This is a genomic window from Saccharopolyspora sp. NPDC049426, assembly GCF_040676935.1.
Lineage (GTDB): Bacteria > Actinomycetota > Actinomycetes > Mycobacteriales > Pseudonocardiaceae > Saccharopolyspora.
The window spans coordinates 1-12,666 of sequence record NZ_JBFAPZ010000018.1; the positions used below are offsets into that span (position 1 = coordinate 1).

Genomic DNA, 12,666 nt, shown 5'->3' on the forward strand with positions numbered 1-12,666 from the left:
CGGGATTGCCCCCCGATCAAGTGAACCAGTCCTCACCAGGCACGCAGCTCCACCTGCGGCGGATCGCCCCAGGCGAACCCGCTGCATTGGAGACAGGTGGGGACCGGTAGGCGGCCATGTCGGGGTCGAGCAAGGGCACCGTGTGGTCGATGGTCGCCGTCGCGCTGACGGCCTTCATCGTCATGCCTGCGGCGATGGTCGGGGTCGCGGTTCTGGCGGTCTCCGGAAGCCTGGGCATCGCGTTCGGCGGCTGCCACGGCGACGGCGGCCCCGGCGGGGGCGGGCAGCAGGTCGGCGACCAGCAGTGGTCCGGCGAGCAGATGACCAACGCCCAGACCATCACCTCGGTGGTCCAGCAGCGCCACCTGTCCAAACGGGCCGCGGTGCTGGCGATTTCGACCGCGATCGTCGAGTCCCGGCTGATCAACGTCCACTACGGCGACCGCGACTCGCTGGGGCTGTTTCAGCAGCGCCCGTCGATGGGCTGGGGTTCGCCGGAGGAAGTCACCAACCCCGCCTATGCCACCGGGAAGTTCCTCGACCACCTGGTGCAGCTCGACGGCTGGCACACCATGCCGCCCGGGGTGGCCCAGCAGAAGGTGCAGGCATCGGCGTTTCCCGACCGCTACGCCCCGCAGGAACAGCCCGCCAGCGCGCTGATGGACAAGTTCTGGACCGGCCCGGACAACCCGGTCCCGCCGCCGAGCGGCGGGGATACGGCCCAGCAGGCATCGGCCAGCCAGTCCGCGCTGGGCTGCCCGGACCAGGGCGCATCGAACATCCCGCTCGATCCGGCCAAGCTCCCGCCGGGCTTCCAGCTGCCGAGTGACCCGAAGCAGCGTGCGGCCGTGGAGTTCGCGCTGAGCAAGCTCGGCGCCCCGTACGTGTGGGGCGCGAAGGGCCCGGACGCCTTCGACTGCTCCGGGCTGATGCAGGCCGCGTGGGCCCACGCCGGGGTACCGATCTCGGCGGGCACCTACGGCCAGAAGGACGACGGCCGCGCCGTCGGATCACTGGCCGAGATCCAGCCCGGTGACCTGGTGTTCATCCCCGGCTCGCTCGGCTCCCCGTCCGATCCGCGGCACGTGGGCATGTACGCCGGCCACGGCGTGATCGTCAACGCCTACGACTCTTCAACCGGCGTGATCCTCGAACGCCTCGATGCGTGGGCGCCGCAGATCGTGTCCATCCGGCGGGTCGCCGAACCCACCACACCACCACCGCCGCAAGGGAGTCCGCAGGCATGAGCAGCAACCACCGCATTTCACCCACCGCCGATCGCGACCTCGCGCTGATGGGCGTGCTGGTCTCGGTGCTCGGCGCGCTGCTGGCCCTGGCCGCCGGGCTCATGGCCGGCGCCGCAGCCGCCACCGTGCTCACCGGTGGCCCCTGGGCCATGCCCACCTTCGATACCTGGGTATCTGGCGTGTTCGCCGTGCTCGGCAACCCCGCCGATCCGGCTGCGGGCCTCGGAGCACCGTGGGCCCCGGCGCTGGCCGGGCGGCCGGGCTTGTACTGGGCGGTCACGCTGGCGATCATCGCGATCGCGGTGGCTGTCCTGGCCACGCTGGCCGGGCTGGCCTGGCGCCGGTTCGGCCCGTCGCAGCCCGGTCACGCCAGCCGGGAGGACATCCGCCGCGAGCTCTCCCTGGAGGCGGCTCGGCGGACCGCCGAGTGGACCCGGCCGAGCCTGAGCCCGCGCGAGCGGCGCCGTGCACCGCTGGAACAGGTCGCCGCACCACTGCACCGCGGCCCACACCGCCAGGTCATGTGCACACCGCTGGAAAACCCCACCGGCGCCTTCGCACCCACCCAATCCGGCAAGTCCCGCACGGATCTTGTGCACAAAGCGCTCGCCGCACCGGGCGCGCTGCTGTGCAGCACCACGAAACCCGACTTGGTCGAGTTCGCCGCGCTGGCCCGCACCCGCCGCCGAGAAGCCGGTCCCGTGCTGGTCTTCGACACCACCGGCGAGGTGCACTGGCCCGCCAAGGTGCGCTACTCGCCGGTGACCGGGTGCCAATCGTTCACCACCGCGCGCCGCCGCGCCGAAACGCTCGTCGATGCCGCAGCGGTGGGCCTGGAAAACGTGGGCGGAAACGACAAGGTGTTCCGCGAGCGCGCGAAGATGGTCGTGCAGTCCTACCTGCTCGCCGCCGCCCACGCCGGGCGCGGAGTCGCCGACCTCGTCCGGTGGGCGATCACCAAACCGCCGGACCAGGAGCCGGTCGAGCTGCTGCGCGAGCACGGCTTTCCGGAGCTGGCCGACAACCTGCGCTCCGAGATCGGCATGGTCGCCGAGACCTCCGACGCGGTGTGGCTCAGCGTCCGCCGGGTCATCGAGCCCTGGCTGGACCCGCACCTGCGCGAGCTGTGCTCCCCGAAGCTGGGGGAGGAGTTCGATCCCCGCAGCTTCATCGGTCAGCAGGGCAGCCTGTTCCTGGTCGCCGGGGAGCACCAGGCCGACCAGGTCCGGCCGGTGCTGACCGCGCTGGTCGAGGACATCCTGACCAACGAGCAGGAGATGGCGCTGTCGTACCCGTCGCGGCGTCTTGACCCGCCGGCCACCAACGACCTCGACGAGCTTTTCGACGCCACGCCGGTGCCGCGACTGCCCGAGGTCCTGGCCGACTCGGCCGGTCGGGGCGTGATCATCCACTGGGCCGCCCAGTCTCTGGCCCACCTGGACACCCTCTACGGCGAGAACGGGCGCCGCCAGCTGCTGGACAACACCACGACGCTGACGCTCTGGGGCGGCATCAAGGACCCCAAGACCCTCGAGTGGATCTCCACGATCGCCGACCACCACGAGCGGCGGCGCTACCAGCAGCAATCCGACGGCCTGTTCGGTATCGGCCGCACCTCGGTCGGCACCGAGTCCGTGCCGACCTACCGGCCCGGCGCGGTGCGCACGGTCGACCGCGGCCGCGTCCTGGTCTTCCACCGCCACCTCAAGCCGATCCTGGCCCGCACGGTCGACGTCAAGCGCCGCCGCGACTGGAAGTCGCTCAAGGCCGACGTCGACGCGGTGCGCAACGGCGAGGTCCCCGTGTCCCCGGATGGATACGCCCTGACCACCTCCGCGCAGCCCACCGCGCCCGCCTACCAGGAGGTCAAGCCGCTGTGAGCGAGGACGACATCACCCCGAACCGCCGCCGTCGTGAACCCGCAACGGACGAGCCCAGCGAGCACGATCCGGCCGACACCGAGGAGCTGGACAAGCAGCTCGGCGCGCTCACCGAGGTCGTCGGCGGGCTGGCCAAGAAGGTCAACTCGCTCCGCGAGCGCATCGACGCCCTCGAAAACGGCGACACCGGCGACGACGGGGACGAGCAGGACGACACCCACGACCGGCCCGCCGCGTGGGTGGTGTTCACCCCGCCCGCCGCGGCCGAGGAGCACCAGCACCGCAAGGACGGCCACAGTCCGAACTGGACACTGGACAACTTCGTGGCCTGGTACAACGCCACCTACGTAGGACGGGCCGGTGGTCCCGCCACGCCGATTCCCGGGTGCTGGCGCCAGCATCCCGGCCTGGCGATGGAGGTCGCCACGCTCGCCTACAGCTGGCGGCGGGCCAACGTCGGCGCCACCGCCAACGTGCGCGACGCCCAGTACTGGCATCACACCTGGCGGCCCGGTTTCGCCGCCCGGCTCACCGAGTGGACCCACGCGCACTGCCTGGACGGACGACACCGCCCCGCTGGGGCCGACGCCCGCCCTGACCGCTTCACCCAGGCCACGTCCGGCCACACCAGCACTGAAGAAGTGCACGTCAGAAAGGAAGTTGCGTCATGACCGCTACCGCTCCGCGCCACTTCAGTCCTCGTCCAGCACCAGGACTGCGCTGCCCGGAATGCCAGGTACCGACCCGCTGGCTGCCGTACCCGTTGCTGCGGTGGTTCTGCGCCGATTGCGAGGTGTCCTGGCGCAATCCCTGCCAGCCAGGACTGCGTGAAAACCCCAGCGCCACCGCCAATCCGTTCGCACCAGCACTCGTGGAGATCCCGTCATGACCGACTACGACACCCGCTCCTACACGGCTCGCAGTGCCATTCCCGCTGCTGAGCCGACGCCACTGCACACCGCGCTCCGCGTCATCGGCGTCGAGCACACAGTCCCGGAGATCCTGCCCGGCAGCCTGCTGGCCAGCCGCGGCGAACGGGTGTGGGCCACCGGATCGCTGATCGCGATGTTGGAGGACGTGACCTGGGAAGTCATCGCTCCGCACGTGCCCGACGACCGCGCACTGGTCGGCTGCGGCGGCGTCTACGAGCACACCGCACCGACCCTGCCGGGCCAGCGGGTGCGCATCGAGGTCTACCGCACCTATGTGCCCGAGGGCGGAGGAAAGCAGCTGTGGACCGTGCGTGCGGTCAACGTCGAGACCGGTCAGCAGGCCGGCGTCTTGCACCACGAGGTCGCCACCCCGAATCGCGCGCGGTTCTACCGACGGCTTCGCGCGCGGATGTGAGGAAAACCAGCACGTGACCAGCACAACGACGCACAGGGAGCCCGACCATGATCTTCCTCGAATGGCGCCCCGCTGCACCGGCCTCGTCGCGCTCGACGACGGCCCTCGGCGCGGCCGCGGCCACCGCCGCAGCCGGGTGGGTGCTCACCGCCACCCGGCTGCACGCCCGCACGCGCCAGCTGCACCGCGCCCACCGTGACCCCGTCACCGGACTGCTCACCCGAGCGGCCTTCGAGCCGGCGGCCCAAGCGGCGCTGTGCCACCGAGACTGCACGGTCGGCCTGGGCGACCTGGACGGGTTCAAGGCCGTCAACGACACCCACGGCCACCAGGTCGGCGACGAGGTGCTGCGAGCCGTGGCCACCCGGTTGAAAACTCAGCTCGGCCATCTGGCCGTCGTCGGCCGGATCGGCGGTGACGAGCTGGCGTTCGTCACCCGCGGACTCCGCCCCGTCGATCTCGACGCGTTGGTCTCCGCGCTGACCGCACCGATCTCGACCAATGCGGGCCTGCTCCGGGTCGGGGTCTCGCTCGGCATCAGCACCCTCGGCCGCCAGGCCGTGCTTTCGAACGCACTGGTCGCGGCCGACCTGGCCATGTACGAGGCCAAATCCACCCGGCAGGGCGGCGGATGGCGCGTGTGCTCGCCGCGCTCCCACGCGGCCGCCTTACCCGCACTGTGCCCCGCGCCCCGCCAAGAAGCCCGTGGCCTCGGGCCCGCGACACAGGAGGTGAACCAGCGATGAGCGCACACTGGGAAGACGACGCCGCCTGCCGCGGCACGATGCTCGAGCTGTGGTTCGGCCCGGATGACTACGAGGAACCGGTGGACCAAGCCCGGTGGCGGCAACGGCGCGCGACCGAGTTCTGCGCGACATGCGCGGTGTGGACTGAGTGCCTGTCCGCCGAGCTGGTGCGGCCGCTATCCGAGCAGCACGGAATCCGCGGCGGGCTCACCCCTCGCGCGCGGGAGCGGCTGCTGGCGCGGTGGCGCGAGGCCGGGCTCGTGCCCGAGCACCGCCCGCCGGACGACGTCGACGTCGTGCGCACGCTACTCACCGAGTCAGCCGAGTCAGCCGAGTCAGACCTGCTGCCTGCCAGGCGCTACTGCTCCAGCAATCAGTGAGATAGTGGCGCCCGGCGAGGTGGCGCACGCGATCGCCCGTACAGGATCGTCAAGGGAGCAGGATGCCGATCTGGTTGCTCATCATCATCGACGTCGCGGCCGTCGGTTTCGCCGTGTTCCTGGCCTTCAAGCTGCCGCACGACCCGTGGCGAATCACCCCGTCGCTGGTGGTGACGTTCCTGCTGACGATTCTGCTGGGGGCCACCATTGATCCGCGGGCGTTCCTGCTCACCACAGGCCTGGTCGCCGCGTTCGCCACCGGCCGCACCGTCTACCGGCTCCGGCAGTCCCGCTCGACCTCGAACAAGTAGCACCGCGCACTTGGGTTTGGCTTAAAAGCCCGAGCCGGGAAAGTGCTTGGATCCCTGAACAGGCTGTACAGGCTGGCGTTTCCCCGTCTTTCGCCACAGTTGGTGACGGGCCAGTTACGGTGATCGGCATGCAGATGGGGACCGGGATCTACCTTCAGGTGTACGAGATCAAGTCGAAGTTCGTCTTTCACCACAGAACGCTGGCTGAGCCCGCTGGATCTGACCGACCCAGATGGTCCGACGACGCGCGTGGTGCAGTTCGGGCACATGATGGCCGTCTGAAAGCTCACCGCCCACGAAATCCCCACCCGGATCAGCCGCAACTCAGCCCTGCTCAGCCTGGCCAGCGACCTCCCCGCAGCAGTGCTCTCCACCCTGCTCGGACTCAGCGAAACCGCCGCCGTCCAGTGGGTGCACCGAACCAAACGTGACTGGCACGCCTTCCTCCGAGCCCGAGGGTACGAGCAAGACCAACAGCGGGAGCGAGGGAAACAGGCTTGACCTTCGAGCCGGGTCAAAGGTTTACCGTCGGGAGGTGAGCACGATGCGGATCTCCCAGCTCGCCGAACGCACCGGCACCCCGGCCACGACCCTGCGGTTCTACGAAACTGCGGGACCACTGCCCGCCGAGCGGACTCCAGCCAGCTACCGGATCTGGATCATGCTCTCAGCATGGGCGGTGACCAGTGGTGTCTCTGCTGAGAGCCTGGAGACTTTCCGCGTCTTGCTGCCTTAGATGTCGCCAGTGGTGGGCGAGGTAGAACCGCGCCCACCACTGACCACCAGGGCCCCGGCACGTGACCGTCAACACCGTCTCCAGCCCGACCTTGCCGGAGATCATCGCCACCGCGCGGAGTCGTCCCCGGCGAACCTGCTTAGCGATGTAGCCGTGTCCAACCTAAGCAAAGTGCGGACAAATTGCCCACTCTCGTCGTGCAGCATCTCGAACATCGCATGGATATCGTCGATACATGAGCGCAGCTAGTTAACCCGGCCCACGGAGGCCTACCTGTTGCGCCCGCGACTTACGCGGTCCACATACACGAGAATAGCAATATAGACGCCAAATGAGAGGATCAAAACCGGAATCCAAACGACAGCTGGAGCATCGTAAAGACTGGTGATAAGCATGGCGGTCGGGGTCAGGATGACACCAAGGGTGACGATCGTCCAGAACTTTATTCCTCGTCCGGCCATGCTTCTCTCCTCTTAGCAGACCAAGTTCGATGCGGCTCCAAATGCTACACCTGCCCCGGCAATGACAGCTCCTGGAAGAGTTCCAACTCCGGTTGCAGTGGCAGCGAGACCAGCATACGTGAAGATCTGGCCGGCTCCCCACAAAGTCCAAGTGCAAGCATTGAGGCCTATTGAATCCATTTTGTTGATGGGGTCGCCGAATGCGTAGGTGTAGGGATTGATTTCTTGTCCGCTGGGGTCGGGTTGGGTGAAGCGGGCGTGGTGTGGCTGGTAGTAGCGGTGGCCTAGGTGGTAGCGCCCCTGCGGGTCGTGGAGCATGCCGAGCCAGCGCAGGGGGTTGTGGTTGGCGGCTTGGCCGGTGGGTGTGGGGTCGCCGTAGGGGGTGTAGGCATACGTGCCGGTGACTTGGCCTTCTGGGGTGACCAAGGCGTGCACGGTGCGCTGCGGGTCGGTGTGCGGGATGTGGCGGGGACCACCGAGGGTGTCGAAGGCGATGGGTCGGCCGTCGGGGTCGCGGATGATGGTGGTGCGGACGCCGTCGCGGGTGTAGGCGCCGAGTCCGAGGGCGGTATGGGTGTAGGTGTCGTGCACGGTGCCGACGGCGGTGCCGTAGAGCCCTTCCAGCAACTGCACCGCGTCGCTGGTGGCGTAGGCGAATTCGGCGAGGCGCCCTTCGGGCCCGGTGGTACCGGTGAGCTGGTAGGTGGCGCTGTATTCGCTGATGACCTGTTGTTCGTCGGCGGTGAGTTGGCCGGCGCGGTCCCATCCGAGTGGGGTGGTGTCGATGTGGGTGTACTCATCGGCGGCGTTGATGGTGAAGGTGTGTTCGTTGGTGCTGGTGAGGTTGGTGGCGTCGTCAAAGGTGTAGGTGTAGGGCCCGGCTTGGGTGAGTCGGTTAAGCCCGTCGTAGGTGCACAGCGTGGGTTGACCGGTCGGGTGGGGGCTGAACCAACCGGTGATTTCGCGGATGAGTGTGGAGTCGGCGGCCGTATCGGTCTCGTAGCGGTAGGTGCTGCGGTCGAGCAGCACGTTGGCGTTGTCACGGGCTTCCACGGCGGTGACGCGGCCGGAGAGGTCGTAGTCAGTGTGCTGGTGGAACCCGCCCGGGTAGTGGGCGTCGGTGCGGCGGTTGGCGGTGTCGTAGTCGAAGGACATCACCGCCCCGTCGGGCAGCGTGAGGGTGGTGCACCGGTAGGCGGCGTCGTAGCCGTAGCGCACGGTGGCACACGGTTGTTGCAGCCAGACGATGTTGCCGGCCGGGTCGTAGCCGTAGCCGACGGTTTCCAGCACATCGCCGGTGGTGGTGCGTTGTGACTGCACCTGGCCGCGTGGGGTGTAGGTGTAGTTCATGCGGGCGCTTGGTGAGTGGGTGGCGGTGAGGTTGCCGTTGCGGTCGTAGCTGCGCTGCTCGCGCACGTCCCGGATTCCGCCGGTGACATCGGTGATGGCGGTGGGCCGGTCGAGCAGGTCGTAGGAGTGCTCCAGGACGGTTCCGTTCCCATCGCGAACTGTGTGCTGGCGGGAGAGTTCGTCGTAGGTGTAGTGCTCGACGCCGCGTGGGTCGGGCGGGTGCACCGCCGTTTGTTGTCCCAGGCTGTCGTAGTCGTAGGTGGTCACCGCGCCTTTGCCATCGGTGCGGGTAGCCACGCTGCCATCCAGGTTGTAGGTGTAAGCGAGGACTGTGATGCCGAGGTTGGTGTTGTAGGCCGACAGCAGGTTCCCGGCCGCGTCGTAGTCGAGTTCGACCTGGGTGCCTTGCGGGTCGGTGATGCTCGTGGGCTGGAACGGATGGTTGGTGTCGGTGTAATCGATGCTCATGGCCGCCCCGGTGGGCAGTTCGGTGCCGATGAGGTTGTTGGTCGTGGCGTCGTAGTCATAGGTGAACGAGGCCCCGGTGGGGTCGGTGGTGGTGTTGACGTCGTTGTTGGCCGTCCACGTCGTGCCCCGCGCGTGGCCGAGCGCGTCGGTGGCTGAAAGCTGGCGGTGGGTTGAGTCGAAGGTGAACGTCGAGGTGTTGCTGTTCGGGTCGGTGACCTCGGTGGTCGATGTGCCGTAGACGTAGGCCCAGGTGGCCACTGCCGCCCCGCCCGGTAGGGGTTCGTGCACGGCGGTGACCCGGTTGGTGGTGTCGTACTCGGCGGACCAGGTGTGGCCGTTCGGGTCGATGAGCTCGATCAGGTTGCCGCTGGTGTCGTAGCTCAGGTACGTGGTGTTGCCGCCGCGGTCGTCGAACTGCAGCAGGCGCCCGTCGGTGTCGTGGACGTAGTTGCCGAACACGTGCCCGGTGGGGTCTTCGATCGATTCCAGCTGGGCCTGGGCGTCGTAGTGCAGCGTGGTGACGCGCCCGCGGGTGTCGGTGATGGTCTCCACCCGCCCATCACCGCGGTGCGCGAAGGTGATGGTTTGCCCGTTGCGGCAGGCCTGGCTGGTCAACAATCCGGTGGTGTCGAAACGCCAGACTTCCTCCGAGCCGTGGAACACGAGCCGGTAAGTGGAGTCGGGTTCGGTGTGCAGGGTGGCGTTGATGCCAGCCGGACTGATCCAGCCCCCGCTGCCGTCGGGTTGGAAACTGGCGTACCAGCCGGTGGGGTCGACCAGGGTGCGAACACTGCCGGTGTCGGCGAACAGGTGGGTGTCGATCAGGCTGGCCCAGTGGGTGCCGAAGCTCGGCTCGATCGCTCCTGGGGGTAACACCGGCGGTGCTTGGGCGTTGAAGGTGTGGTTGAGGTTGAGCGCGAAGTCGCACCGGCCCTCGATGGTCAAGTCACGTACGTGCACCACGAGGTTGCCCGTGGACAGGTGGACGAGTACTTCGATGCGATCGGAGATGGGGTGACGTTCCAACGGATACCACGGCCGAACGCCGAGGAACTCACCGCCGGTCACGATCTGCGTGTGGATCGGAGCGGACATGAACACACACCTCCCAGGTGTGAAAAAGCCTGTGAAAGTCGAAAAAGTGAAAAGGTCCTAGCGATCAGAGGTTGGAGACGGTGATCGTGCCGAATAGTTCCAGCAGTCCGCCTTCGGGCCAACCGCTGGGAATGGAGGGCACGCTCCAGGCGCGATCGCCCGGATTGGGCCCGGCGATGGTGTAGAGGCCCAGACGGGTATCGCCCTGTGAGTAGGAGAACATCGGTTGCAGCCGCGTCGAGTCCGGCTGTATCAGGGTTGAGCCCCACCAGTCGGCATAACCGGCGCTGGTGGTCCACAGATGGTTGTGCAGGAAATGGTGGCTGCCGGGCGGTGTGCGCAACCCCGCGGGCAGTTCGGAAACGACCTGGCCCGCGCCGGCATCGAATGGTGGGCTGCCCCAGAGGAATTCGCAGTGCAGATGCAGTCGCTGGCCGATGCGGATGAACCAGCCGCGGCGTTGGCTACCGGTGCCCAGGTTGACCGGAGTCTGTTGTGTGCCGGTCTGGCCGAGGCTTACCAGCGGCGGCGTATAGGCATGCCATTCGCCTAAATCCGCTTGCCATGCCGCGAATTCGGCCCGCATACGTTCGTATTCGCGCCGCAGTGCCGTGAGCCGCTGGCTCGTGGGTTCCCCGGAGGAACAGGTCGTGGACGGGCTCATCACACCCACCTCGCCGAGAGCGCCGCGTCGTCTGCGAGCTGCACCGTGCCCTGGATGACCAGGAGCCCGCCCTCGGGGAAACCGCTGGCGATGTAGGGCACGCTGTTGGTGTTGTTCCCCGGTGTGGGCCCGGCGATGGTGTAGAAACCCAACCGCGCATCGAGCTTGCTGAACGGAAACATCGGCTGCAGCCACGTCGGCGTGCCGGGCTGGATCAGCGCCGAGCCGGCCCAGTCCATGGCACCCTCGGTGCCGCTGGTGGTCCACAGATGCGTGTGGAGGTAGTGATGGCCACCCGTGGCGGTCATTCCCGGCGGTAACTCGGTGATCACCCGGCCCGCGGCGGCATCGTAGGGCGGCTGACCCCAGTAGAAGACCATCCGCAGATGCAGCCGGCTTCCCACGCGGATGTAGAAACCCTGCCGAACCCCGCCCGTGCCCATGTTGACCGGGATCCGCTGGTTGTTGCTGTAGACATCCAGCGGCGGGGTGTAGCTCTGCCACACACCGAGCTGGGCCCGCCAGGCCTCCCACTCGCCGCGCAGCTCAGCGATGTCTCGCTCCAACGCGCTCGCCCGCTGCGAGCTGCGATCACCCGTCGGACAGGTTGTCGTGTTCATCAGACCTCCAGTCGTCACAAGCCGCGAGGTCGTCGCATAGAAGACACACGTGTCCCCCATAAAGGCGCAACGCGGAAACACACGGTGATAAGCGGCTCGATCAGCGCGACCGTCAAACCCGGCCGGATACCCCAGGAACCTGCTTCCGACCAGCACGAACCGCGCCAGCACCGTCAACGAGGAACGGTCACGCGACTCATCGAACCCATGACCGACCGTAGTCCTCCTCGCGGACACGTCAACGCCCCTAGCCAGGGCAAGATGATCAGTCCACACACGACCCAGCTCGCTCCTGGACAGCCGAAACCCACTCACAACACCGCCCGAACCTGCACTGTGCAAGCGGAAAAGATCGACCGTATGGAGCAACACAACCCGCCTATGCAGGACCGACACCGAAGACCCAACCCTCAGCCGGACAGTGTTGACGCGGTGAACCGCAGTCCACTCCACGCGGCGCCCACCCCCTGTCGGGTGCAACGGGGTCAGGCAGACGTAGCTAGTCGTGCACAGCTGTTGATCAGCGCTGTGCTGCGGCGACGGTCCGGCTCGTGGTCCAACCGAGCACCTTGAAGCGCTGGCCGGTGCGGTAGGCGCTGGCCAGCGGATGGGTAATTGATCAGGTCGTCTGGTGGGGCGGTGCAGACATGGAAGCACCCGACGAATACGGCACCTTCCGAATAAGTGCACTACGCCAGCTATCCCTCGTAATACCTGGCGGTAATCCGTTCTCGATCGACTGCGTAGCGGGGTGGTGTGGTCGGTGAACCCGGAGCACCAATCGAGGACTCGATGTAGTGCTCACGCCGCGTCGGTGGCGATCACGCCGAGCGCCACACACCGGTGACGGGGCAGGAACTCCAGGGCCAGGAACCTCGCCAGGTAGTCGATCGGGCTGGTCACGAACGGGATGTCGCCGTCGTCGGTCCAGCCCTGCGGCTCGAACCGGGTGTTCAGAAACCGGGCCACGACTTCCTCGAGCGGCATCCCGTAATGCAGCGCCTCGGTGAGCAACTCACCAAACGCCTCCACCATCCCGCGTCCGAAGCTCCCATGCTTTGCGTGCGCGATGTGGACATCCGCAGGCCGGCCATCGGCATCGGCGGAGACGAACACCGTGAAGTCCGTACCGCCGATCGAGACGTCCGTGGTCATGCCCGGCCGCGCCCGGGGGAGATGCTGCCGGACGACAGCCGGGGTGACGCTCATCGGGCGGGCTCGGCGACGACCACAACAAGCTCCTCAAACACAATCAATAGATGCACACCGACTAATGGACCACTAGATGTGGTGATCGTATCGACGGGTACCGACAATTTCGGACAGCGGCGCGTCACCCGTTCGGTCAGAAGCCGGGGGTC

13 protein-coding genes are annotated in these 12,666 nt (G+C 67.4%); 8 read left to right on the forward strand and 5 right to left on the reverse strand.

Annotated elements, in window-relative coordinates; translation table 11 throughout:
• Positions 1–116: 116 nt before the first annotated feature.
• The 8 genes from AB0J78_RS29545 (at position 117) to AB0J78_RS29580 (ending at position 6,647) form a co-directional block, all read left to right on the forward strand.
• Complete coding sequence (locus AB0J78_RS29545; RefSeq protein WP_363794664.1) at positions 117–1,247, forward strand: C40 family peptidase; 1,131 nt, start codon at positions 117–119, stop codon at positions 1,245–1,247.
• Positions 1,244–3,127, forward strand: a complete 1,884-nt coding sequence (locus AB0J78_RS29550; RefSeq protein WP_363794666.1) for a TraM recognition domain-containing protein — start codon at positions 1,244–1,246, stop codon at positions 3,125–3,127. Before AB0J78_RS29545 ends, AB0J78_RS29550 begins: the two co-directional genes overlap by 4 nt.
• Positions 3,124–3,798, forward strand: coding sequence for a hypothetical protein (locus tag AB0J78_RS29555; protein ID WP_363794668.1), 675 nt, complete (start codon positions 3,124–3,126; stop codon positions 3,796–3,798). The genes AB0J78_RS29550 and AB0J78_RS29555 overlap by 4 nt, the downstream gene beginning before the upstream one ends.
• A gap of 214 nt (positions 3,799–4,012) precedes the next feature.
• Entirely contained in the window at positions 4,013–4,474 is a 462-nt protein-coding gene (locus tag AB0J78_RS29560; RefSeq protein WP_363794670.1) for a hypothetical protein, read from the forward strand.
• Positions 4,475–4,521: 47 nt separating this feature from the next.
• Entirely contained in the window at positions 4,522–5,220 is a 699-nt protein-coding gene (locus tag AB0J78_RS29565) for a GGDEF domain-containing protein (protein ID WP_363794672.1), read from the forward strand.
• Positions 5,217–5,600: a WhiB family transcriptional regulator gene (locus tag AB0J78_RS29570; RefSeq protein WP_363794674.1), complete on the forward strand. Its 384-nt coding sequence runs from the start codon at positions 5,217–5,219 to the stop codon at positions 5,598–5,600. The genes AB0J78_RS29565 and AB0J78_RS29570 overlap by 4 nt, the downstream gene beginning before the upstream one ends.
• Before the next feature lie 62 nt (positions 5,601–5,662).
• Complete coding sequence (locus AB0J78_RS29575; RefSeq protein ID WP_363794676.1) at positions 5,663–5,911, forward strand: hypothetical protein; 249 nt, start codon at positions 5,663–5,665, stop codon at positions 5,909–5,911.
• A 544-nt stretch (positions 5,912–6,455) separates the two neighbouring features.
• A complete protein-coding gene (locus AB0J78_RS29580) occupies positions 6,456–6,647 on the forward strand; it encodes a MerR family DNA-binding transcriptional regulator (RefSeq protein WP_363794882.1) in 192 nt (63 codons plus the stop codon).
• 269 nt (positions 6,648–6,916) lie between these two features.
• Here AB0J78_RS29580 and AB0J78_RS29585 read toward each other — a convergent pair whose 3' ends face one another.
• From AB0J78_RS29585 to AB0J78_RS29605, 5 genes are all read right to left on the reverse strand, one after another.
• Positions 6,917–7,108 carry a hypothetical protein gene (locus AB0J78_RS29585; protein ID WP_363794678.1) on the reverse strand — a complete coding sequence of 64 codons (192 nt, stop codon included), beginning with the start codon at positions 7,106–7,108 and terminating at the stop codon, positions 6,917–6,919.
• A 12-nt stretch (positions 7,109–7,120) separates the two neighbouring features.
• On the reverse strand, positions 7,121–10,021 hold the full coding sequence (locus AB0J78_RS29590) for an RHS repeat-associated core domain-containing protein (protein ID WP_363794680.1): 2,901 nt from the start codon (positions 10,019–10,021) through the stop codon (positions 7,121–7,123).
• 64 nt (positions 10,022–10,085) lie between these two features.
• The gene (locus AB0J78_RS29595; RefSeq protein ID WP_363794681.1) at positions 10,086–10,685 is read right to left on the reverse strand and encodes a hypothetical protein; all 600 of its coding nucleotides are present in this window, start codon (positions 10,683–10,685) and stop codon (positions 10,086–10,088) included.
• Positions 10,685–11,305 (reverse strand): hypothetical protein, encoded by a 621-nt coding sequence (locus AB0J78_RS29600; protein ID WP_363794683.1) that lies wholly within the window; start codon positions 11,303–11,305, stop codon positions 10,685–10,687. The genes AB0J78_RS29595 and AB0J78_RS29600 overlap by 1 nt, the downstream gene beginning before the upstream one ends.
• 801 nt (positions 11,306–12,106) lie before the next feature.
• Positions 12,107–12,514 (reverse strand): vitamin B12-dependent ribonucleotide reductase, encoded by a 408-nt coding sequence (locus AB0J78_RS29605; RefSeq protein ID WP_363794685.1) that lies wholly within the window; start codon positions 12,512–12,514, stop codon positions 12,107–12,109.
• Between the last annotated feature and the right edge of the window lie 152 nt (positions 12,515–12,666).